Source organism: Novosphingobium sediminis, from assembly GCF_007991615.1.
GTDB classification, from domain to species: Bacteria; Pseudomonadota; Alphaproteobacteria; order Sphingomonadales; family Sphingomonadaceae; genus Novosphingobium; species Novosphingobium sediminis.
Window position 1 is genome coordinate 116,200 of record NZ_BJYR01000010.1, and the last position, 21,124, is coordinate 137,323.

At 65.4% G+C, this 21,124-nt stretch carries 21 protein-coding genes and 1 riboswitch; of the genes, 12 read left to right on the plus strand and 9 right to left on the minus strand.

Annotated elements, in window-relative coordinates:
• Positions 1-79: 79 nt before the first annotated feature.
• Together NSE01_RS07900 and lgt are read right to left on the minus strand one after the other, a co-directional pair.
• Positions 80-1,174 (minus strand): class I SAM-dependent methyltransferase, encoded by a 1,095-nt coding sequence (locus tag NSE01_RS07900; protein ID WP_147159050.1) that lies wholly within the window; start codon positions 1,172-1,174, stop codon positions 80-82.
• A gap of 21 nt (positions 1,175-1,195) precedes the next feature.
• Positions 1,196-2,113 carry a prolipoprotein diacylglyceryl transferase gene (gene lgt / locus NSE01_RS07905; RefSeq protein ID WP_371863206.1) on the minus strand — a complete coding sequence of 306 codons (918 nt, stop codon included), beginning with the start codon at positions 2,111-2,113 and terminating at the stop codon, positions 1,196-1,198.
• A 201-nt stretch (positions 2,114-2,314) separates the two neighbouring features.
• Here lgt and NSE01_RS07910 point away from each other — a divergent pair, with 201 nt between their 5' ends.
• From NSE01_RS07910 to NSE01_RS07920, 3 genes are read left to right on the plus strand one after another with little or no spacing between them, the layout of a single operon-like run.
• Entirely contained in the window at positions 2,315-4,027 is a 1,713-nt protein-coding gene (locus tag NSE01_RS07910; protein ID WP_147159051.1) for a class I adenylate-forming enzyme family protein, read from the plus strand.
• 19 nt (positions 4,028-4,046) lie between these two features.
• Positions 4,047-6,794 (plus strand): [protein-PII] uridylyltransferase, encoded by a 2,748-nt coding sequence (locus NSE01_RS07915; protein ID WP_147159052.1) that lies wholly within the window; start codon positions 4,047-4,049, stop codon positions 6,792-6,794.
• Positions 6,791-7,351: a YqgE/AlgH family protein gene (locus NSE01_RS07920; protein WP_147159053.1), complete on the plus strand. Its 561-nt coding sequence runs from the start codon at positions 6,791-6,793 to the stop codon at positions 7,349-7,351. Before NSE01_RS07915 ends, NSE01_RS07920 begins: the two co-directional genes overlap by 4 nt.
• A 67-nt stretch (positions 7,352-7,418) precedes the next feature.
• Here NSE01_RS07920 and gltX read toward each other — a convergent pair whose 3' ends face one another.
• The 3 genes from gltX to NSE01_RS07935 all read right to left on the minus strand — a co-directional run bounded on the left by gltX (position 7,419) and on the right by NSE01_RS07935 (position 10,952).
• Complete coding sequence (gene gltX, locus NSE01_RS07925; protein WP_147159054.1) at positions 7,419-8,744, minus strand: glutamate--tRNA ligase; 1,326 nt, start codon at positions 8,742-8,744, stop codon at positions 7,419-7,421.
• Positions 8,745-8,795: 51 nt separating this feature from the next.
• Positions 8,796-9,215 carry a hypothetical protein gene (locus NSE01_RS07930; protein ID WP_147159055.1) on the minus strand — a complete coding sequence of 140 codons (420 nt, stop codon included), beginning with the start codon at positions 9,213-9,215 and terminating at the stop codon, positions 8,796-8,798.
• 81 nt (positions 9,216-9,296) lie between these two features.
• The gene (locus NSE01_RS07935; protein ID WP_147159056.1) at positions 9,297-10,952 is read right to left on the minus strand and encodes an NAD+ synthase; all 1,656 of its coding nucleotides are present in this window, start codon (positions 10,950-10,952) and stop codon (positions 9,297-9,299) included.
• Positions 10,953-11,107: 155 nt separating this feature from the next.
• Between NSE01_RS07935 and NSE01_RS07940 the strand changes: the two genes are divergently transcribed.
• Entirely contained in the window at positions 11,108-12,043 is a 936-nt protein-coding gene (locus tag NSE01_RS07940) for a ribose-phosphate pyrophosphokinase (protein WP_147159057.1), read from the plus strand.
• Between the two features lie 52 nt (positions 12,044-12,095).
• Here NSE01_RS07940 and NSE01_RS07945 read toward each other — a convergent pair whose 3' ends face one another.
• Positions 12,096-12,989 (minus strand): haloalkane dehalogenase, encoded by an 894-nt coding sequence (locus NSE01_RS07945; RefSeq protein ID WP_147159058.1) that lies wholly within the window; start codon positions 12,987-12,989, stop codon positions 12,096-12,098.
• A gap of 123 nt (positions 12,990-13,112) precedes the next feature.
• Between NSE01_RS07945 and NSE01_RS07950 the strand changes: the two genes are divergently transcribed.
• Positions 13,113-13,667, plus strand: coding sequence for a pseudouridine synthase (locus NSE01_RS07950; protein WP_147159059.1), 555 nt, complete (start codon positions 13,113-13,115; stop codon positions 13,665-13,667).
• Here the strand turns inward: NSE01_RS07950 and NSE01_RS07955 are convergent.
• Entirely contained in the window at positions 13,651-14,595 is a 945-nt protein-coding gene (locus NSE01_RS07955) for a helix-turn-helix transcriptional regulator (protein WP_147159060.1), read from the minus strand. The genes NSE01_RS07950 and NSE01_RS07955 overlap by 17 nt on opposite strands.
• A 175-nt stretch (positions 14,596-14,770) precedes the next feature.
• Between NSE01_RS07955 and NSE01_RS07960 the strand changes: the two genes are divergently transcribed.
• From NSE01_RS07960 to NSE01_RS07970, 3 genes are all read left to right on the plus strand, one after another.
• Entirely contained in the window at positions 14,771-15,592 is an 822-nt protein-coding gene (locus NSE01_RS07960; protein ID WP_246135099.1) for an inositol monophosphatase family protein, read from the plus strand.
• Between the two features lie 7 nt (positions 15,593-15,599).
• Positions 15,600-16,043 (plus strand): gamma-glutamylcyclotransferase family protein, encoded by a 444-nt coding sequence (locus NSE01_RS07965; protein ID WP_170233787.1) that lies wholly within the window; start codon positions 15,600-15,602, stop codon positions 16,041-16,043.
• Positions 16,044-16,109: 66 nt separating this feature from the next.
• Positions 16,110-17,384: a Xaa-Pro dipeptidase gene (locus NSE01_RS07970; protein ID WP_147159062.1), complete on the plus strand. Its 1,275-nt coding sequence runs from the start codon at positions 16,110-16,112 to the stop codon at positions 17,382-17,384.
• Between the two features lie 16 nt (positions 17,385-17,400).
• Here NSE01_RS07970 and bfr read toward each other — a convergent pair whose 3' ends face one another.
• Both bfr and NSE01_RS07980 read right to left on the minus strand, forming a co-directional pair.
• Positions 17,401-17,880: a bacterioferritin gene (bfr, locus tag NSE01_RS07975; RefSeq protein WP_147159063.1), complete on the minus strand. Its 480-nt coding sequence runs from the start codon at positions 17,878-17,880 to the stop codon at positions 17,401-17,403.
• Positions 17,881-17,943: 63 nt separating this feature from the next.
• Positions 17,944-18,120 carry a (2Fe-2S)-binding protein gene (locus tag NSE01_RS07980; protein ID WP_147159064.1) on the minus strand — a complete coding sequence of 59 codons (177 nt, stop codon included), beginning with the start codon at positions 18,118-18,120 and terminating at the stop codon, positions 17,944-17,946.
• Positions 18,121-18,245: 125 nt separating this feature from the next.
• A riboswitch (SAM-I-IV-variant riboswitch) is annotated at positions 18,246-18,361 on the plus strand.
• Between the two features lie 43 nt (positions 18,362-18,404).
• Between NSE01_RS07980 and NSE01_RS07985 the strand changes: the two genes are divergently transcribed.
• The 4 genes from NSE01_RS07985 to NSE01_RS08000 all read left to right on the plus strand — a co-directional run bounded on the left by NSE01_RS07985 (position 18,405) and on the right by NSE01_RS08000 (position 21,086).
• On the plus strand, positions 18,405-19,310 hold the full coding sequence (locus tag NSE01_RS07985; RefSeq protein ID WP_170233788.1) for a homoserine O-succinyltransferase: 906 nt from the start codon (positions 18,405-18,407) through the stop codon (positions 19,308-19,310).
• 132 nt (positions 19,311-19,442) lie between these two features.
• Positions 19,443-19,646 carry a 50S ribosomal protein L35 gene (gene rpmI / locus NSE01_RS07990; protein ID WP_054122496.1) on the plus strand — a complete coding sequence of 68 codons (204 nt, stop codon included), beginning with the start codon at positions 19,443-19,445 and terminating at the stop codon, positions 19,644-19,646.
• Between the two features lie 13 nt (positions 19,647-19,659).
• Positions 19,660-20,019: a 50S ribosomal protein L20 gene (gene rplT / locus NSE01_RS07995; RefSeq protein ID WP_147159066.1), complete on the plus strand. Its 360-nt coding sequence runs from the start codon at positions 19,660-19,662 to the stop codon at positions 20,017-20,019.
• A 236-nt stretch (positions 20,020-20,255) separates the two neighbouring features.
• On the plus strand, positions 20,256-21,086 hold the full coding sequence (locus NSE01_RS08000; RefSeq protein ID WP_147159067.1) for a helix-turn-helix domain-containing protein: 831 nt from the start codon (positions 20,256-20,258) through the stop codon (positions 21,084-21,086).
• Positions 21,087-21,124 lie beyond the last annotated feature (38 nt).

The window sequence follows — 21,124 nt, forward strand, 5'->3', positions numbered from 1 at the left end:
TAATCGCATTTTTAACAGTAACTTGAATGATTATTGCAAATCATTCGCAACATAGCTCTTGCGACGGCGTGACAGAGCCTCAACCGCTTGATGCGGCGCTGACTCGGCCAAGGCCTGCCCCATCGGGCCATCCCGGCGCGGCAAGGCCCATCACCTTGAACAGTGCGCCCATTTCGGTCGGGGCGGTCAGCCGCACAGTTGCTGCCTCGATTGCTTCAGCAGCATCCGGTGCTGCTCGTGCAAGGCTCCCGGCTCGCGCACCGATCCCGAGGGCGGCGAGCCAGTGTCCTTGCGTGTTCGTCCCCAGCCAGCGCGCTCCGGCTTGCTCGGCCACTTCGGCCAGCGTCGCGAAATCGACGTGAGCAGTAAGGTCGGCCTCGCCCGGCTCGGCAAAGACATCGACCTTGCGGTGCGCCTGCACCGCCTGCAAGGTGCTGCCAAGCTGCGGCTCGGCGTAGCCATAGTCGATGAACAGGGCCGCTCCGCCCTGTGCGGCAAGGCGGCCCGCAACTTCCTGCACGACAGTCGCAGCGGCGGGCGATGCTTCCAGAATTGCCCCTTCGCCGGCCTCGGCGAAAGCCGCCGGTGCCGCCGCATCCATCGGCCGTGTCCCCGCAACCGGAATGAACCTGCCCTGCGCATCCAGTCCGACCATGCGCTCGCGCCAGCCACTTGCCGTGCGCACCAATTGCCGAACCGGCAGCGCATCGAGGAATTCGTTGGCCACGATCAGCAGGGGGCGATCCGACGGTAGTTCCGAAAGGTCGTGATGCCAGACCGCGCCACGGTGCGCTGCACGCTGCAAGGCCATAAGGGCCGGGCTGGTTTCGACGAAATGGACTTCAGGTGCGAGCCCGGCCCCGGCCGCTGCCCGCAGTGCATCACGCGCCAAAGTTCCGCGACCGGGGCCAAGCTCGACATAACAGACGCCGTCCGGGCTTCCGGCTCGCTGCCAAATATCCGCCAGCCACAGACCGATCAGTTCGCCGAACATCTGGCTGATTTCAGGCGCGGTCACAAAGTCGCCCCCCGCGCCGAGCGGATCGCGCGAACCGTAGTAACGCGCATTCGCTTCGGCCATGTAATGCGCGATCGAGATCGGCCCGGTCGCAGCGATGAGCCGCGCGAACACGCTGGAGAGCCCGCCCGGCTCACTGCTGTCATCGCTTGCCATCGCCGCCGAACTTCGCCGCGCTCAGGATACGACCGTCTGCCCCGATGACTGCCCGGTCGGCTGGATCGTCACGGCCAGCGGCGGGCTCATCAGCGCGCGGAATGCAAGACCCAGCCCGATCGCCATCATCGGCAGCGTGAGCCACTGTCCCATCGAAAGACCGGTGCGCATTGCGAAGTCGAGCAGTTGCACATCCGGTTCGCGGTAGAATTCTACCGTGAAGCGCGCCATCGCATAGCCCAGTCCGAAAATGCCGACGAGAAGGCCTGGCCGCCAGCGCGCTCGGGTGCGCCAGAACAGCACGAACAGCACGATGCCGAGGACAAGACCTTCCAGCAGCGCTTCGTAAAGCTGGCTGGGATGGCGCGGCAGCGCTCCTGCGCCCGGAAACACCATGACCCACGGCATCTTCGAATCGGTCACCCGGCCCCACAGTTCGCCGTTCACGAAATTGGCGCAGCGGCCGAAGAACAGGCCCGGCGGCACGCAGACCGCGATGTAGTCGCAGGTCCGCACGAAGTTCAGCCCGCCGCGCCACGAAACCCATGCTATCGCCACCACGGTGCCGATCAGGCCGCCATGGAAGCTCATGCCGCCTTCCCACAGCCGGATCAGCCGCGCCGGATCGGCAAGCAGTTCGGGCGCATAGAAAAACGCATAGCCAAGCCGGCCGCCAAGGATCACGCCAAGCGTCGCATAGAAGAACAGATCGTCCGCATGCCGCTGCGCGAGCGGTGCGCCCGGCTGGCGAATCATTCGGCCCAACTGGAAGTAGGCCAGCATGATCCCCGCCAGATAGGCGAGGCTGTACCATTTGATCGCAAAGAACCCGAGGTCGATCGCAATCGGCGAGAGCCCGAGGTTCTCCCAATGCAACGGCTGGTGACCGGCAGCGGCAATGACCGGGGCTGCTGCTGCGGCGGCCGATAGTGACAGCAAGGGCCAAGCTCCCTAGAGATTTTGCAACAATGGGGTTTGTAACAGAATGGTTTTGTTTTGTGCCGCGAGCGACGCAGCCTTGCGCGGCCTTCTGGCACAGGGCAAACCCGGGAGGCAAACCGAATAACAGGTTAAACCCCAACGCCGCAGCTTTTGCAGGAAAGCAGGCGAAATGGGGCGGAGAGGAGTGATCAAATACCCATGCTGACCCAACTTGATCGGGATCTTGCCCAAGTGATGGACGGGCTGACCGCCCCCGGCGGCATGCTCGCAACCACGCCCTTCCGTGCCTTTGATCGCGACCTCCCGATGATTGCTGCGGCGCCTCCCACGCTCGGCGCCTATTTCACGCAGTTCTGCACGTTCCACGGCGCGCGCGAATTCATCGTGGATGGCGATGTCCGTCTCACCTTTGCCCAGACGCTCGAAGCTGCGCGAATTGCCGCTGGCGGTCTGATCGAAAGCCATGGTCTCCAGAAGGGTGACCGCGTCGGCCTCGCCGCGCGCAATTCGGCCAACTGGATCGTTGCCTACATGGCCGTGCTGATGGCCGGTGGCTGCGCTGTCCTGATCAACGGATGGTGGCAGGGTGAGGAAATGGCCCACGGCATTGACATGGTCGGCTGCCGCATGATCATCGCCGATCGCCAGCGCGCCGAACGCCTCACCGGTATCACGCACGGCGCGGAGATCATCCCGCTGCTCCACGATTGCCACCCTGCGGAAGGCCTTGCCGCGCTCACCGCCAAGGGCGGTGATGCCTCCACACCGCTGCACGAGGTCGGGCCGGACGATCTCGCCACGATCCTGTTTACTTCAGGCTCGACGGGCGTCTCCAAGGGCGCATACTCCGATCACCGCGGCGTGGTGCAGGGCACCTACAGCTACCTCGCGCAGAGCGTCATGGTCCTCGGCCTGATGACTGCGCGCGGCGAAGCCCCTCCGGCAGATTCGCAGCCCATCGCGCTCGTCAACGTGCCGCTGTTCCACGTCACCGGCGAAGTCCCGCTGATGCTCCAGTCCTATGCGCTCGGGCGCAAGCTGGTGCTCATGCCCAAGTGGGACGCGGTCACCGCAATGAAGCTCATCGAGCGTGAGAGGGTCACCTACTTCGTCGGCGTCCCGCTGATGAGCTACGAGATCGCCACCCACCCGGATCACGACAAGTACGATCTCTCGACCTGCGTCACTTTCGCGGCCGGCGGCGCGCCGCGCCCGGTCGAGCACGTCGATCGTATCCGCAAGGCGCTGCCGCATGCCTTCCCGATCCTCGGCTACGGCCTCACCGAGACCAACGGTGTCGGCTGCGGCAACTTCAACGAGAACTACATCGCCAAGCCGGGCAGCACCGGCACCCCGTCGCGCCCGCTGGTCGATCTCGCGATCCTCGACGATGACGGCAATCCGGTCCCGCAGGGTCAGCTCGGCGAAGTCTCGATCCGCAGCGTCGCCAACTTCCTCGGTTATTGGGACAATCCCGAAGCCACGCGCGCGGCGATCATGCCCGATGGCTACTTTCGCACCGGCGATCTCGGTTATCTCGATCCGGAGGGCTACCTTTTCATCGTCGATCGCAAGAAGGACATCATCATCCGCGGCGGCGAGAACATCGCCTGCATCGAGGTGGAGAACGCGATCTACGCGCACCCCGGCGTCGCCGAGGCCAGCGTGTTCGGCCTGCCCGACGAACTCTACGGCGAAGTCCCCGTGGCGGTATACCTCGCCAAGGAGGGATGCACGGTAACCGCCGAAGATCTGCGCGGTTTCCTCGCGAGCCATATCGCGGCCTTCAAGATCCCCGTGCAGTTCTGGGAGGAACACGAAGCGCTGCCCCGCCTCGGCACCGAAAAAGTGGACAAACGCACCCTCAAGCAGCGCTACGGGTCGCAATGGCAAGAGACGCGCAAGTCCTGATGCGATAAGGAAGAGGGGTATGATCACCCCCCGGATTCCCAACCAGCGTGCCATCATCGATCGCCGGGCGCTTGCCGATGCAATTGCTGATCAAGTCGCGGCGCAGGGCGAAAAGGCCCGGCCCGCGATTGTCGAGTTGCTGCGCGAGGCGCTCGCCAAGGGGCGCGAGGAACTCGCCCGCCGCTTGCGCGAGAAGCCCTCGCACGGCACCGAATGCGCGCAGGGGCAGGCCTTCCTGATCGACCAGCTGGTCCGCGTGATCCACGATCACGTCGTCGGCCACGTCTACCGCGCCAGCAACCGCTCGACCGGCGAACGCATCGCGCTGATCGCTGTCGGCGGCTACGGGCGCGGCGAGATGGCGCCTCATTCCGACGTCGACATCGCCTTCCTCACTCCCACCAAGCCCACCTCATGGTGCGAGCAGGTGATCGAGGCGATGCTCTATTTCTTCTGGGATCTCGGACTCAAGGTCGGCCAGTCCAGCCGCTCGCTCGACGAGATGGTGCGCATGGCGCGCAGCGATCTCACCATCCGCACCGCGCTCCTCGAAGGCCGCTACGTCTGGGGTGACCGCGCGCTCTATGATGAAAGCGCGCGCCGTTTCTGGGCCGAAGTCGTCACAGGCACCGAACGCCAGTTCGTTGCGGAGAAGCTCGCCGAGCGGAATGAACGGCACAAGAAGCTGGGCGACAGCCGCTATGTCGTCGAACCCAACGTGAAGGAAGGCAAGGGCGGCCTGCGCGATCTGCACACGCTCTACTGGATTGGCAAATACATCCACAAGGTTCGCGATCCCAGCGAACTGGTCGAGGTCGGCCTGCTGACGGCAGCCGAATATCGCGCCTTTCGCCGCGCCGAGAGCTTCTTCTGGTCGGTGCGCTGCCACCTCCACGCCGTGACGGGCCGCGCCGAGGACCGGCTCACCTTCGATCTCCAGCGCGAAGTCGCGCTGCGCATGAACTTCGCCGACCGCCCGGGCAAGAGCGCGGTCGAGCGCTTCATGCAGTACTTTTTCCTGCAGGCGACGCAGGTCGGGTCGCTCACGGGCATGTTCCTCGCCCAGCTCGATGAGCAGTTCGCCAAGACCCGCATCGGTTTCTTTGCCGCGCTGCGCGGCCGCCGCAAGCGCAAGATCGGCGCGTTCCCGATCCAGGCCGAAAAGCTTGGTGCCGATGGCGACGATTTCTTCCGGACGGACCCCGTTCGTCTGATCGAGATATTTCTCGTTGCCGATCGCGAAGGGCTTGAAATCCACCCTGAGGCGATGCGCCTTGCGCGCCGCGATTCTGGCCTGATCGACGCATCGGTCCGCCGCGATCCGCGCGCCAATACAATGTTCATGGAACTGCTCACGAGCCGCAACGATCCCGAAACGGCGCTGCGCTGGATGAGCGAGGCAGGCATCTTCGGCCGTTTTGTGCCCGATTTCGGCCGCGTCGTCGCGCAGATGCAGTTCGATATGTACCACCACTACACGGTGGACGAGCACACCATCCGTGCCATCGGCCTGCTCTCGCGCATCGAAAAGGGCGAAGAGACCGAACACCACCCGATGGCGACCGAGGTCATTTCCAAGGTCGCCTCGCGCCGGGTCCTCTATGTCGCAACTCTGCTTCATGACATTGCCAAGGGGCGGCGCGGAGATCACTCGATCCTCGGCGCCGAAATCGCGATGAAGCTCTGCCCCCGGCTCGGCATGTCGCCGGCGGAGACTGAACTTGTCGCATGGCTGGTGCGTTGGCATCTCCTGATGAGCGCCACCGCCTTCAAGCGCGATCTTGCCGACTACAAGACCATCGCCGACTTTGCCGGGCGCGTCCAAAGCCAGGAGCGGCTGCGCCTGCTCCTCATTCTCACCATCGTCGATATCCGCGCCGTCGGCCCCGGCATCTGGAACTCGTGGAAGCGCCAGCTGCTCGGCGATCTGTTCACTTCGGCGGAGGAAGTCCTCCGCCTCGGCCACAAGCAATATGGCCGCGCCGAACGCATCGCTGCAAAGAAGAAGGCCGTCGCCGCGCTGCTCAAGGAACGCGATGCGCTGATCGGCACCGTCGGCAAGCAGCTTGGCGATGCCTACTGGATCGCCGAGCCCGAGGACATCATCGCGCTCAATCTCCAGCAGATGGACCTCTCGCTCGACGAGCCGCTCACGGTCGAAGCGCATTGGTACCCCGCGCGCGGCGCCACGCTCGTGACCGTGCTTGCCGCGGACCACCCCGGCCTGTTCTACCGCATCGCCGGGGGCATCCACCTTGCGGGCGGCAATATCATCGACGCGCGCATCCACACCGCGCGCAACGGTCTCGCGGTCGATAACTTCCTCGTGCAGGATCCGCTCGGCCGTCCGCTCAACGAACCCGCGCAGATCGCCCGGCTCAAGACCGCGATTGCCGATGCGCTGGCCAACCGGGTCAAGCTTCTTCCCCAACTTGCCGCGCGTCCCTCAGCCCGCCCGCGCGCCGATGCCTTCGAAGTCGAACCCATCGTCATCTTCGACAACAAGGCGTCCAACCGCTTCACCGTGATCGAGGTCGGCGCACGCGACCGCCCGGCGCTGCTAAGCCAGCTGGCGCGCGCGTTGTTCGAAGCGCGGCTGGTCGTCCACTCCGCCCACATCGCCACTTATGGCGAGCGCGCGGTCGATACCTTCTACGTCACCGATCTGCTCGGCGAAAAGATCGAGGCCGATACCCGCATGCGCGCGATCGAAAAGCGCCTGATCGAAGCGGCGGAGGATCGCCGCAGCAAGGCCGCTGCGGCATGACCGAGCCGGAGTATCTCGCCGGCCGCATCCTCCTCGCCATGCCGGGCATGGGCGACACACGCTTCGAACGCGCCGTTATCGCGATGTGCGTGCACGATGAACACGGCGCGCTCGGCATCGGTGTCGGCAGCGTGCGTGAAGGCGTGACCCTGCACAGCCTGCTTGCCGATGTCGGCATCGATCCCGGAGCGGCGCCCGATGGCCCGGTGCTCAATGGCGGTCCGGTCGAAACCTCGCGCGGGTTCGTGCTCCACAGCACCGATTGGGGCGGCAGCGGCTCGGTCGAGGTGAGCCCGCTCTGCGCGCTCTCCGCCTCGATGGACGTGCTGCGGGCGATCGCCGAGGGGCGCGGCCCATCGAAATGGCTCGTCGCACTCGGTTATGCCGGCTGGGGCGCAGGCCAACTCGAGGGCGAGATGCGCCAGCACGGCTGGTATGCGGCGCAAGGTCGCAGCGACATCCTGTTCGAAACCTCGGTCGCGGCCCGCTGGGCCGCCACCTGGCGTGCCGAGGGCATCGACCCATCGCACCTCGTCAGCCAGACCGGACGGGCATAATTCCTCTCCATTTTTGCGCAGCACAAATGGGGAGGTGGCAGCGCGAAGCGCTGACGGGGGGGTAATTTCACCCCAACCGCCGAACCGCCTCATCCCGCCCGATCAGCGGCAACAGCGCTTTCATATCCGGCCCATGGTCCATGCCCGTCAGCGCCTGCCGCAGCGGCAGAAACAGCGCTTTGCCCTTGCGCCCTGTCGCATCCTTGAGCGCCCCCGTCAGTGCCCCCCACGGATCGCCAGCCCAATCAAGCCCGGCCGCCACCACAACCGCCTGATTCAGAAACTCCCGCGTCTCGGCGTCGAACTCCGGCGTTGCAATCGGCCCAGTCACGACCTGCCACCAGTCCGCCGCCTCGGCCACAGTGCTCAGGTTGGGCCGGATCGCATCCCATGCTGCCTCGCCCATGCCCTCGGGCAGCCGCGCGGCCACATGCGCGAATGGCAGCCGGTGGATCACCGAAGCATTGACCCGCGCCAGTTCCGCATCATCGAACCGCGCCGGCGCCCGTCCGAAGTGCGCAAGGTCAAAGCTCTCCGCCAGCGCATCCGCATCGAGCGCGGGGTCGACCGGATCGCTCGTGCCCAGCCGCGCCAGCAGTGCGAGCAGCGCCTCGGGCTCGATCCCCTGCTCGCGCATTTCGGAAACGCCCAGCGAGCCGAGCCGCTTTGAAAGCTTGCCCTCGGCACCCGTCAGCAGTGCCTCGTGCGCAAATCGCGGGGCCGATACCCCCAGCGCAGTGAACATCTGCACCTGCGTCGCGGTGTTGGAAACGTGGTCCTCGCCGCGCAGCACGTCGGTCACGCCCATCTGGATATCGTCGATCACCGAAGGCAGCATGTAGAGCCACGAGCCGTCCGCACGGCGCACCACCGGGTCCGACATCTGCCGCGCATCGAAGTGCTGCGGCCCGCGAATGCCGTCCACCCATTCAATCGGCGCCTCGTGATCGAGCAGGAAGCGCCAGTGCGGTTGCTCCCCCGCTGCCTCCTTGGCCGCATGGTCCGCCTCGGTAAGGTTCAAGGCGGCACGGTCGTAGATCGGTGGCAGACCGCGCCCCAGCAGCACCTTGCGCTTGAGGTCCAGTTCCTGCGCAGTCTCATAGCAGCGATAGAGCCGCCCCGCAGCGATCAGCGTTTCGAACGCCGCCTCGTAGATCGCAAAGCGCGCCGACTGCCGCTCCTCGCGCTCCGGGTGCAGCCCCAGCCACGCCAGATCGGCGCGGATCGCCTCGACATGCTCTTCGCGGCTGCGCGCCACATCGGTATCGTCGATGCGCAGCAGGAAGCGCCCGCCGTTCTTTTTCGCCAGCAGCCAGTTGTGCAGCGCCGTGCGGATATTGCCGACATGGAGCGTTCCGGTGGGCGAGGGGGCAAAGCGCGTGGTGACAGTCATGCTCCCGCCTATAGCGGCCGGAAGTTGGCCGACAAGCTTAGCACACCAGCATCAGCCCATCAGCATAAGGGCATGGGTCATCGCATCCCACAGCGGCTCATGGCGATCAGCACGGACCAGCCCGGCAATCGCCTCGCCAAACGCGCTGCGGTCGCGCCCCCGCCCGGCTTCGGTGAGCGTAGCCAGCGTCGCCTCATCCGGCGAAAGCCGCTGGCAGCAGGCGCGCCCGACCACGAACGGCTCCGGCCACGCCCGCACCATGGCTTGAACGAAATCATGCACCGCGCAGGCTGCCTCGCAATTGCACAGCCGCAGCGCCAGCGCGGGAAGGGGATCGCTGCGGTCCCGCGCGGCAATCGCGCAAAGCCTCACCGCATGGACAAGATCCTGCGCCGCCGCGCTCTGCGTGTGCAGGACAGGGGGCTGCGCAAGCGCAGTGATGGTATGGGCGAACCGGGTCAACGCGGTCATGGCAGGGCCTATCTTGTTGCGAGTGATTCGCAACTTAGCAAGCGCCGGCCTCACGTCAATGCGAATCGTTCGCAACAAGCCTCAGGCGGTGCGGAACCCGTGCGTGATCGGATAGCGCCGGTCGCGTCCGAAGTTGCGCATGCCCAGCTTGACCCCCGGTGGGGCCTGCCGCCGCTTGTATTCCGCCACGTTGAGCAGCCGCTCGATCCGCGCGACGGTGGCATGGTCGAAGCCTTCGGCGACCAGCTGGTCGACGCTCTTCTCGTGCTCCACCAGCCCGAGCAGGATGCTGTCGAGCACCGCGTAATCGGGCAGCGAGTCCGAATCCTTCTGGTCCGGGCGCAGCTCTGCGCTCGGCGGCTTGGTGATGATCCGCTCCGGCATCACCATGCCTTCCGGTCCCAGCCCGATCTTCGGCCGCGCCGCATTGCGCCAGCGCGAGATCGCGAAAACGGTCGTCTTGTAGGCGTCCTTCAGCGGGTTGTAGCCGCCGTTCATGTCGCCATAGATCGTCGCGTAGCCCACGCTCATCTCGCTCTTGTTCCCGGTCGTCACCAGCATCGGCCCGAACTTGTTGGAAAGCGCCATCAAGGTCGTGCCGCGGATGCGCGATTGCAGGTTCTCCTCCGTGAGATCGGGAGAGCGCCCCTCAAACGTCGGCGCCAGCATTTCGGCAAAAGCATCCACCGCCGGCACGATCGGGATCGTATCGAGCCGCACGCCCAGCATCTTCGCGCAGGCCTCGGCGTCTTCAAGGCTCTCGGCGCTGGTATAGGCGCTCGGCATCATCACGCACCACACCCGCTCCGGCCCGAGTGCATCGACCGCAATAGCCGCGCAGATCGCCGAATCGATGCCGCCCGAAAGCCCCAGCACCACGCCGGGGAAGCGGTTGGTGTTCACATAGTCGCGCAGGGCGAGCACCATCGCGCAGTAGATGTCCTCGGGATGCTCGGCGAGTTCGCAGACCACGCCCGGCTGGCAGCGCCAGCGGCTGCCGGACTTTTCCCACACCGTATCGACGATCGCCTCTTCCCAGTCAGGCAGCTGCGTCCACAGCGCACCTTCGGGGCCGACAACGAAGCTCGCCCCGTCGAAAACCACTTCGTCCTGCCCGCCAACCCTGTTCACGAACACCAGCGGAATGCCCGTATCGATCGCGCGGCGCTTGGCCACACCTTCGATCCGCAGCTCGTCCTTGTCGATCTCGTAGGGGCTGCCGTTGATGCAGATGAAGATCTCCGCACCCTGCTCGGCAAGATGGCGGCAGACCGGCGCATGCCAGATGTCCTCGCAGATCGGCAGGCCCAGCATCGCCCCGCGGAACGGGACCGGTTCCGGCAGCGGGCCGGGCAGAAAATAGCGCTTCTCGTCGAAGGTGCCGTAGTTGGGCAGTTCCACCTTGAACCGCACCGCGGCAACCTTGCCCTGATCGAGCAGCGCCACGCCGTTGTGCAGCGCCCCGTCCCGCACGAACACCGAGCCGACCAGCATCGCCGGCCCGCCATCGGCCGTCGCCGCCGCCAGCGCGTCGAGCGCAATCGCGGCACGTTCGATCAGCGCCGGTTTCTGGATCAGATCTTCCGGCGGGTAGCCGATCAGCTGCAGCTCTGGATAGACGATGAGGTCGCTGCCTTCCGCCCGCTCGCGCACCGCGAGCATTGCGGCTGCGTTGGCGGCAAGATCGCCAACCTTCTGGTTGAGCTGGGCAAGCGTGATGATGAGTGTCTCGGGCATGGCGGAGACCCTAGGCGGCATTGGCGGGCGAGTTCAAGGATATCCAATGGTGCAGGGGCGGCCTTGGTGCAAAACCATGTGTCTGAACGTTGCAATGCTGTCATCTTGGGCTAAGGCCCCAGCGATCACCAAGACTCGAGGGACTCGGGAAGCCCATGAAGATCATGTCCGGCAACGGCAACCTGCCGCTGGCCCGCGCCATTGCCGCCTATCTCGAACTGCCGCTGACCGAAGCTTCGGTCCGCCGCTTTGCCGACGAGGAAGTCTTCGTCGAGATCCACGAGAACGTGCGCGGTGAGGACGTGTTCATCGTCCAGTCGACTGGTTACCCGGCGAACGACAATCTGATGGAACTGCTGATCTGCACCGATGCGCTGCGCCGCGCTTCGGCCAAGCGGATCACGGCGGTCATCCCCTATTTCGGCTATGCCCGGCAGGACCGCAAACCCGGCCCGCGCACGCCGATCTCGGCCAAGCTTGTCGCCAACCTGATCACCACCGCAGGTGCCGATCGCGTGCTCGCGGTCGATCTCCACGCCGGGCAGATCCAGGGCTTCTTCGATATCCCGACCGACAACCTCTTCGCCGCGCCGGTCATGGCCGCGGATATCCAGACGCGCTACGGCGGTCAGGATCTCATGGTCGTCTCGCCCGACGTCGGCGGTGTGGTGCGCGCCCGCGCGCTGGCCAAGCGGCTCGACAACGCCCCTCTCGCCATCGTCGACAAGCGGCGTGACCGCCCGGGCCAGAGCGAAGTGATGAACATCATCGGCGACGTTTCCGGTCGCATGTGCATCCTGATCGACGATATCATCGATTCGGGCGGCACGCTGTGCAACGCCGCGCAGGCCCTGCTCGATAGCGGTGCCAAGGGCGTTGCCGCCTATATCAGCCACGGTGTCCTTTCGGGCGGCGCGGTGGCGCGCGTCAACAATTCGGCGCTCAAGGAACTCGTGATCACCGACACGATCCTGCCGACCGAAGCGACCCAGGCCTCCGACCGCATTCGCGTGCTCACTATCGCGCCGCTCATCGGCGAAGCGATCCGCCGCATTGCCGACGAAAGCTCGGTCTCCAGCCTGTTCGACTAAGTCTTGCGAGGTTCCGGCCCTCTCCCTGACGGGGGAGTGGGCCGGACATGCCCTAAAGGCCGAACGCCTCCAGCGCGGCCTTGGCAATCACATCCCCGCGTTCCTGCACGAAGTGGCCGCCATCCGCGATTTCCAGCGGCGGCGGGCAGCCGTGGATCGTCGCACGCAGGTTCGCCATCACATCTGGCCCGAGCACCGGGTCCATCATCCCCACCGCCATGAACGTCGGCCCGCGCCATTCGTCGTGCCACCACGCCGCGGCGCGTTTGGCTTCGGCGACGCCTTCCATGTCCGGGTCAGTCATCACCAGTTCGGGGAAGCGCCGCACGCCCGATTTGTAGCGGGCGTCGGGGTAGGGCGCACCATATGCTGCGGCTTCGGCGTCGCTTAGTCCTACTTGCGCCCGTTTGAACAGGGCTGGGATGTCGAGGTCCGGCTGGCTGCGATTGTAGGCCCGCCACGCATCGAAGCCGGGTCCGGCCGAGCGCCCCGTTGGGATCGCGGTGTTCATCACCAGCAGCCGCTCGAACCGCTCCGGCATGTCGGGCGGTATGGTCAGCCCAAGGATGCCGCCCCAGTCCTGGCAGACGAGCGTGATGCGGTTCAGGTCCATCGCAGTGATGAACGCCATCAGCATGCCGCGATGGAAGTGGAAGGTGTATACCTCCTCGTCCACCGGCTTGTCTGACCGGCCAAAGCCAAGCAGATCAGGCGCGATGACCCGGCAGCCGGCGTCCGCGAAGATCGGGATCATCTTGCGATAGAGGTAGCTCCAGCTTGGCTGGCCGTGCAGGCACAGGAACGTCGTCTGCGCGTCTCGCGGCCCTTCATCGATGAAGTGGACACGCAGCCCCTCAAAGCCCTTGAGGCTGTCGATGTAGTGCGGCGCAAAGTCATAGCCGGGCAGATCTTCGAATCGGCTTTCATCGGTACGCAAGGCTTCCATCGAGCCTGTCTCCCATCATCTTGTCGTTCCGCCGCGCTGCCAACAGTAGCGTGTGCGGCGCTGCATGCAATTCGTCACCGCGCGGTTTTGACACCCGCGCTGGCCCGGCCCATGGATGGCGCGATGGCGCTGATCCTGTTCAACAAGCCCTATGGCGTTCTGTGCCAGTTCAGCGCCGAGCCGAATGGCCCGCCGCGCCCGACGCTGGCCGACTACATCAAGCGCCCCGGTGTCTATCCCGCCGGCAGGCTGGATCATGACAGCGAAGGGCTTGTACTGCTCACCGATGACGGCCGCCTGCAGGCCCGCATCGCCGATCCGCGTTTCAAGCTCGCCAAGACCTATCTCGTGCAAGTTGAAGGCGATCCGGATGAGGCGGCGCTGGAACCCTTGCGGCGCGGGATCGTGCTCAAGGACGGGCCCACGCTGCCCGCCGAGGCCCGCCGCATCGATCCGCCCGCGCTCTGGCCGCGCGATCCGCCCGTCCGCTTCCGCAAGAGCGTGCCCGATTGCTGGATCGAACTGACAATCCGCGAGGGCCGCAATCGGCAGGTGCGCCGAATGACGGCAGCGGCGGGCTATCCCACACTTCGGCTTGTGCGCTGGCGGATCGGCGAATGGACGCTGGACGGCCTTGCCCAAGGCGAATGGCGCGAAGGGCCTACTGCCAGGGCCTGATATCGCCCGGTGCGATGCGTGCGAGCATTTCGAGCCGCCGCGCCTGCCGCGTTTCCAGCGAGAGCGTCATCAACGGCTGCGGCGAATCGACGAACTGGCGCGGGCTCATCCCGAACAGCGCGGTGAACTCGCGGATCAGGTGGCTCTGGTCATAGTAGCGCAGCGCCAGCGCCTCGGCCTCGTCGTGATCCGCCACGCCGCGCAGATGGCTCGCCATGTCGAGCGCGCGGGCGCGGCGCAGCACCTGCTTCGGCGGTATGCCGAAATCGCGGCGGACGAGCCGCTCCAGCTGGCGCTGCGCGGTGCCGCACTGCTCCGCCAGCCGGGCGACGGTGATTTCCGGATTGGTAAAGGCTGCCGCCTCGACCGAAGCCGCGACGCGATCAGGTTCAGCCGCGCCGCTGCGGACGATCATGCTGCGCATGGCCTCTTCCATCGCCGTGCACCAGTCCTCGGCGGAGGCATCCTGGTCAAACAGGCTCATCCATTCGGTCTGGCACATCCCCATCGTCTCGAGCGGGGTCAGCTTGTCACACATTGCATCGAGCTTGATCCCGCTCAGCGCGTGGCAGGCGCCCGGGCGGAACGAGAGGCCAACGCTGGTGAAGCTGCCGCGCACGGTGATCGGCATGCGCCGCGTCTGCGGACCGAAATAGAGTGCGGCGCGGCCCATCTCGCGCCGGCCTTCCACCGTCTCCGCGGTCCATTCGCCGCGCAACTGGATACGCAGCATCGCCGCGTCGCTGAAGATGCCGCAGGAAACTTCGTGGTCTTCGGGCGTATCGACGATCGTGACGTAGAGCCGCGCGATCCAAGGTGCCAGATCGCGCGCAGGGGCCCGGCTGTAGGAGATCGGCTGACCGTCGCGCGTTGCCGCACCGCCCGAAGCGATGGCCGGGTCAACGGCAGGTCTGCTCATCCGGCTCATCAATATCCCCCCGCCCGTTCATAACGGGAATCGCGTTCCCGGTGAACGGTCTAGCCACCCCGGAGCCCCCCCGGTGTGCGTATTATCACTATCGATAAGCACAAACCCGCACATTAGCCAAGGTGGTTCGCCCGCGAAGGCATGACCAAAGCGGCACACGACGGGGCCCTTGACCATGCCCCCGGACGAGGGCCATGGCTGCGGCATGAAGGATACCGACCTCGATCGCGACATCGCCCTAGCCCAGCGCCTTGCCGACGCCGCAGGGGCCGCCATCCGCCCGTTCTTCCGCAGCGGCCTTTCCGCTGACCGCAAGGCCGATGCCTCGCCGGTCACGCTGGCCGACAGGGCGGCTGAAGAGGCCATGCGTGCGATCCTTGCCGCCGAAGTGCCGGATGATACGGTGATCGGTGAGGAAATGGGTTCCACCCCCGGCTCGTCGGGACGCAGTTGGGTGCTCGATCCGATCGACGGCACCACCGGCTTCCTCGCCGGCCGGCCGCTGTTCGGCACGCTCATCGCGCTTGTGGTCGAAGGTTTTCCGGTGATCGGCGTTATCGACCAGCCGATCCTGGGCGAACGCTGGGTCGGGGCGATCGGCCGGCCCACCACGCTAAACGGCCACGCCGTCCGCACCCGCGCCTGCGCGCAGCTTTCCGATGCCGCACTCGCCACCACGGGTCCTCATTACTTCGACGATCACGATGGCGGGCACTTCATGGGCCTCGCCGCCAAGACTGATCACAAGCGGATGGTGATGGGTGGCGATTGCTACAACTACGCGATGCTCGCCTCGGGGCACCTCGACGTGGTCTGCGAAGCTGGCCTGAAGCTGCATGATTGGGCCGCGCTCGTCCCTGTCGTCGAGGGCGCTGGCGGAACCATGGCGGACTGGAACGGGGAACCGCTCCATGCCGGTTCCGATGGTCATGTCATCGCGGTTGGCGATGCGGCGCGGCTCGAGGATGTGGTCGAGGCACTGGCCTGCCACCACTGAGCCGATGATGCTCCCGCGCCGCCTGTTCTTCTACGGCACGTTGACGCACGAGCATTCCAACACGCTGACCGAAACCCTGCTGCCAAGGCTGGGCGGGCCGCCGCGCCGCGGCTGGGTGCGCGGAGCGCTGTTCCTCCGGCGCGATCCGCTTGGTGTCTATCCGGTGCTGATGCCCGGCGCCGGGCGCGTTTACGGCTGGGTCTATGTCGGATTGCGACCGATCCCGCGTGCCGTGCTCGCCGCGTTCGATGCTTGGGAATACTGCGATCCGCGCCGGCCTGCTCGCGGTGAATATCGCCGCGCGAACCTTGTCGTCCACACGCGCAGCGGCCCGCTGCGCGCCGCCGCCTACCTTCCGAACCGGCGCGCGCCGCTGGGCCTCAGGGCGGTTCCGGGTGGAGATTTCGCCGCCTACGCCGCTGCGCATGGTCTTCCCGTCCTCACCGAATGACCGGGCTTGCCAGCCCCCGCCGCGCCGTGCGAGCAAGCCTTTGACAGATATACGGAGGTAATGAGTATGCGCAGCGCAATCGGGGCGATCTCCATCGGACTGGCACTCGCCGCAATGCCGGCAAGCGCGAAGACGGTGGTGGTTCGCGCCGCCCACATGGTCGATGTTCTCGCTGGCCGGACCGTGGACAATGCGCAGGTCGTCATCACCGATGGCCGCATCACCGCGGTCGGCAAGGCGGGGGATGCGGTGCCGGCTGGCGCTGAAACCATCGATCTTGGCGCGCGGACCCTGCTCCCCGGTCTGATCGACATGCACGTCCACCTTACCAGCGATCCGCGCCTCAGCGGCTATCGCGGGCTTGAATTCACGGACAACTTCTGGACCGTCGTCGGCGTGGCCAACGCCAAGCGCACGGTCGAGGCGGGCTTCACCACGGTGCGCAATGTCGGCTCGGCAAACTTCGATGACGTCGCGCTCAAGCAGGGGATACAGGCGGGCTACATTGCGGGGCCGCGCATCGTCCCCGCGACCTATGCCCTCGGCGCTACCGGCGGACACTGCGATTCCACCGAGTTTCCGCCTTCGATCAAGGTGCCCTCGCCCGGCATCGCCAATTCGCCCGACGAGTTCCGCGCCGCGGTGCGCACGATGCGCAAGTACGGCGCCGAAGTGATCAAGGTCTGCATGACGGGAGGCGTCCTGTCGAAGACCGACAGCGTCGGCGGCCAGCAGATGAGCCTTGAGGAAATCAAGGCCGTCACCGACGAAGCCCACATGCTCGGCATGCGCGTTGCTGCGCACGCGCATGGCACGGCCGGGATCAACGATGCACTGCGCGGCGGGGTCGATACGATCGAACATGCCAGCCTTGCCGATGACGAGAGCTTCAAGCTGGCCAAGGCCAAGGGTGCCTGGCTCGATATGGACATATACGACGACGACTACATCCTTGCCGAAGGCGCGAAGAACGGCGTGTTCGAGGAAAGCCTCGCCAAGGAGCGTGCGGTGGGCCGCAAGCAGCGCGAGACGTTCCGCGCTGCGCATGCCGCCGGGGTCAAGCTGCTGTTCGGCACCGATGGCGGCGTCTACCCCAATGGCGACAACGCCAAGCAGTTCGCCAAGATGGTAGAGTGGGGGATGACGCCGATGGAAGCGATTCAGGCCGCTACCCGCAGTGCCGCCGAAGCGCTCGACAAGACCGCCGATGTCGGGGCCATTGCAACCGGCCGCTACGGCGATCTCATCGCGGTGGACGGCGATCCGCTCGCCGATGTGCGCGTGCTGGAAAAGCCCGCGTTCGTCATGAAGGGCGGCGAAGTGGTGCGCGCCGCCCCCTGAATCGCGAGAGGCGCGGTCAGGCCTCGGAGGCCTCGCTGTTCAGCTGGATATAGTTGGCGAGGCCCATCCGCGCGATCATCTCGAACTGGGTTTCGAGCACGTCGACATGCTCTTCCTCGTTCGAGAGGATATCGGCGAAAAGATCGCGGCTGACGAAATCGCGCACGCTTTCGCAGTGGGCGATTGCGTCCTTGAGCAGCGGGATCGCGTCGTTCTCCAGCGCAAGGTCTGCCTTGAGCACGTCTTCGACATCCTCGCCGATGCGCAGCCGCCCGATGGCCTGAAAATTGGGCAGCCCGTCGAGGAACAGGATGCGGTCCGCCAATCGGTCGGCGTGCTTCATCTCGTCGATCGATTCGTGGCGCTCGTATTCGGCGAGCTTCTTGAGGCCCCAATTGGCCAGCATCCGGTAGTGCAACCAGTACTGGTTGATCGCGGTCAGCTCGTTGAGCAGCGCCTTGTTGAGGAACTCGATGACTTTGGCATCACCCTTCATGGCTATCTCCTGGAGCTATGCAGGGAGACTAGTCAGCGGCGCTCCGGGGCGCAAGGCGGGCGTTCAGGCCGGCACGCAGGCGCGCGCCTCGTTCACGATCTGCTCGGCATCTTCCAGGCATTGGCGACACTGGGGCGCGAAGCCGAGCTTGCCGTAAAGCGTTTCGGCGTCGCCGCTGTGCTCGATCGCGGCGCGGCGCAGGTCTTTTTCACGGATGGCGTTGCAGATGCAGATATACATCGGATGCGAATCCTCGCTGTGTCGAGCAATACTTAATGCGAGGCATTTGCAATAGCAAGTGGCTTGTGCGCAGGTCTGCCTATGCGCCGCAGCGTTGCATTTTAACGGCGAGCGCCCTATGTCTCGCCCCGCATCAAGAGTTGGGGAATTGACGCCCCGACGCCAACCTGCCGGTTTCCGGGCAAGGTGGCGCCTTCGCCAGCGAAGGGATGCGGCCGGTCCGGCAACGAAGCGGAACAAGGCTGCAGGCGTCGTTTCCCCCACATGTAAAAGGGTTTCGAGACGTGCCGATCCGCATTGCCGACAATCTTCCCGCCCGCCGCACGCTGGAATCCGAGGGCGTGATCGTGATGAGCGAGACCGAGGCTGCGCGGCAGGACATTCGCCCGCTGCGGGTGGCGCTGCTCAACCTGATGCCCGACAAGATCACGACCGAAACGCAGATCGCCCGCCTGCTTGGCGCGACGCCGCTGCAGATCGAGCTCGACCTCGTCCGCATCTCGGACCACGTCAGCAAGAACACCTCGGCGGGCCACATCACTTCGTTCTATCGCCCGTGGGAGGATGTCCGCGCCGAAAAGTTCGACGGGTTGATCATCACCGGGGCGCCGGTCGAGCAAATCGCGTACGAGGAGGTGACTTACTGGGACGAGATGCGCCGCATCCTCGATTGGTCGCAGGACAACGTGCACCGCACGCTCACGCTGTGCTGGGGCGCGATGGCGGCGATGTATCACTTCCACGGCGTGCCCAAGCATGCGCTGGCCGCAAAGGCGACCGGTGTGTTCAGCCACGCGAACCACGCGCCCGCGCATCCTGTCATGCGCGGCTTGCCCGACCGATTCGACGTTCCCGTCTCGCGCTGGAGCGAACTGCGAGGAGCCGACCTGCCCGCCGGGCGCGGCCTTGCCGTGCTGGCGGACAGCGCCGAAACCGGGCTCTGCCTGATCGGCGATCCGGCGCACCGCGCCGTCCACATGCTCAATCACCTCGAGTACGACACGCTGACTCTGGCGGGCGAATATGCGCGAGACGAGGGGCGCAGCCTGCCGCTCCACTACTTCCCGGGGGATGATCCGGCGGGCCAGCCTTCCAATACCTGGCGCGGCCATGGGCACCTCCTGTTCGGCAACTGGATCAATGAGACATACCAGTCGACGCCGTTCGATCGCGCGGAGATTGGCAGGTGATTGCGCAATCGCTTGCCTTTTGCGCCCATCGCCACTAAGCGCGCCCACTTCATCGGATGTGACATCGATGACTCGCCTGGCCATGCAGGGCTGCCACGGCAAGTCGGACGCATCCTTACCAAGGAGACGAAAATGCCCAAGCTCAAGACCAAGAGCGGTGTGAAGAAGCGCTTCAAGATCACCGCATCCGGCAAGGTCAAGCACGGTGTGGCCGGCAAGCGCCACCGCCTGATCAGCCACAACGCCAAGTACATCCGTCAGAACCGCGGCATGGACGTGATCTCCGACGCAGATGCGAAGGTGATCAAGAAGTGGGCGCCCTACGGGCTGAACTGAGGAGCGTTAGACCATGAGCCGCATCAAACGGGGTGTTACCACCCGCGCCAAGCACAAGCGCATTCTCGAACAGGCCAAGGGCTATCGGGGCCGCCGCAAGAATACCATCCGCGTTGCCCGTCAGGCGGTCGAAAAGGCCGGCCAGTACGCGTACCGCGATCGCAAGATCAAGAAGCGGGAATTCCGCGGTCTGTGGATCCAGCGCATCAACGCTGCAGTCCGCGCCGAAGGCCTGACCTACTCGCAGTTCATCCACGGCACCAAGCTGGCCGGGATCGAACTCGATCGCAAGGCCATGGCTGATCTCGCGATGAACGAAGGCGGCGTGTTCGCTGCGATCATCGCGCAGGCCAAGCAGGCACTGGCGAACTGATTGGAGGCTGACGGCCGGACGTTCCAATTTGGTGCGTCAGAACGTCGTCAACTTCTGAATCTGGCTGAAATGCAAGAGGGCATCGATCGCGAGATCGGTGCCCTTTTTGCCATTTTGGCCAGTTCCCGTTGATGCTGCAAAGGGATATAACCCTACCAACAGGGATAAAAACGAGGGGCGCAGCAGTGAGCGGTCAATGTACCGTCAGGGTACGATTCCATCAGCCGCCCGCGGCTATGCGCGCCTATTTCACGACCTTCTACATCACCGAAATCGATGTCGGAACCGAGGGGCGGGTAACCGATCACCTCCACCCGGAATGGGCCAACCTGCGGATCATCAGCGGGGAACTGCCCGTATCGGAGATCCGCAACGCTCCCCCGTTCGGGGGCGTGACGGGCATTCTCACCGGCCCAACCAGCACCGCAGTACGCTTCACCACTGGCACCTCGCGAATCTGGGGGATTGGACTGCTGCCTCTCGGCTGGGCCAAATTTGTTTCTGCACCGGCAAACGTCTTTGCCGACCGCCTTTGCGATGCGGCCGCGGAGCCTGAATTTGCGCCACTGCTCCCGCTTGCGAATTCCCTGTTCGGGCCCGAGCCGGACGAACTCGCGGAACTGGAGCGGATTACCCGCCACTTCGAGAGCCTTGCCGCGCGCCCTTTGCCGGAAGAAGCGCGGATCCGCGCCGTCCATCACGCACTCGTCGATCCCGAGATCGCCAGTGTTGCCGAAATGACCGAGCAGGCCGGCCTGCCCACGCACACGCTGGAGCGCGTCTGCCGCCGCCACTTCGGTTTCCCGCCAAGCCTGTTGCTGCGCCGCCAGCGGTTCATGCGCAGCCTCTCGCAATACATGCTCGATCCCTCGCTCACGTGGATCGGCGCCATCGATTCGCACTATCACGATCAGGCGCAGTTCGTGCGCGAGTTCCACCGCTTCATGGGCATGAGCCCGCGCGCATATGCCGCGCTGCCCCATCCGGTGCTCGCCGGCGTGATGCGCGCGCGCATGGCTGCGGCGGGGGCGCCGGTGCAGGCGCTGCACGATCCCTCGCGGGATTGAACGCCATCCTTGGATTCCGCCGCGTTTGGCGCTAGCGG

Coding starts and splice junctions, on each gene's coding strand:
- NSE01_RS07930 (WP_147159055.1), bottom strand. CDS start 9,215: ATGACCGCGTTGACCCGGTTCGCCCATACCATCACTGCGCTTGCGCAG.
- NSE01_RS07940 (WP_147159057.1), top strand. CDS start 11,108: ATGAAGATCATGTCCGGCAACGGCAACCTGCCGCTGGCCCGCGCCATT.
- NSE01_RS07955 (WP_147159060.1), bottom strand. CDS start 14,595: ATGAGCCGGATGAGCAGACCTGCCGTTGACCCGGCCATCGCTTCGGGC.
- rplT (WP_147159066.1), top strand. CDS start 19,660: ATGAGCCGCATCAAACGGGGTGTTACCACCCGCGCCAAGCACAAGCGC.
- NSE01_RS07910 (WP_147159051.1), top strand. CDS start 2,315: ATGCTGACCCAACTTGATCGGGATCTTGCCCAAGTGATGGACGGGCTG.
- NSE01_RS07900 (WP_147159050.1), bottom strand. CDS start 1,174: ATGGCAAGCGATGACAGCAGTGAGCCGGGCGGGCTCTCCAGCGTGTTC.
- NSE01_RS07915 (WP_147159052.1), top strand. CDS start 4,047: ATGATCACCCCCCGGATTCCCAACCAGCGTGCCATCATCGATCGCCGG.
- rpmI (WP_054122496.1), top strand. CDS start 19,443: ATGCCCAAGCTCAAGACCAAGAGCGGTGTGAAGAAGCGCTTCAAGATC.
- bfr (WP_147159063.1), bottom strand. CDS start 17,880: ATGAAGGGTGATGCCAAAGTCATCGAGTTCCTCAACAAGGCGCTGCTC.
- NSE01_RS07935 (WP_147159056.1), bottom strand. CDS start 10,952: ATGCCCGAGACACTCATCATCACGCTTGCCCAGCTCAACCAGAAGGTT.
- NSE01_RS07980 (WP_147159064.1), bottom strand. CDS start 18,120: ATGTATATCTGCATCTGCAACGCCATCCGTGAAAAAGACCTGCGCCGC.
- NSE01_RS07945 (WP_147159058.1), bottom strand. CDS start 12,989: ATGGAAGCCTTGCGTACCGATGAAAGCCGATTCGAAGATCTGCCCGGC.
- NSE01_RS07920 (WP_147159053.1), top strand. CDS start 6,791: ATGACCGAGCCGGAGTATCTCGCCGGCCGCATCCTCCTCGCCATGCCG.
- NSE01_RS07970 (WP_147159062.1), top strand. CDS start 16,110: ATGCGCAGCGCAATCGGGGCGATCTCCATCGGACTGGCACTCGCCGCA.
- NSE01_RS07965 (WP_170233787.1), top strand. CDS start 15,600: ATGCTCCCGCGCCGCCTGTTCTTCTACGGCACGTTGACGCACGAGCAT.
- NSE01_RS07950 (WP_147159059.1), top strand. CDS start 13,113: ATGGCGCTGATCCTGTTCAACAAGCCCTATGGCGTTCTGTGCCAGTTC.
- gltX (WP_147159054.1), bottom strand. CDS start 8,744: ATGACTGTCACCACGCGCTTTGCCCCCTCGCCCACCGGAACGCTCCAT.
- NSE01_RS07960 (WP_246135099.1), top strand. CDS start 14,771: ATGCCCCCGGACGAGGGCCATGGCTGCGGCATGAAGGATACCGACCTC.
- NSE01_RS08000 (WP_147159067.1), top strand. CDS start 20,256: ATGCGCGCCTATTTCACGACCTTCTACATCACCGAAATCGATGTCGGA.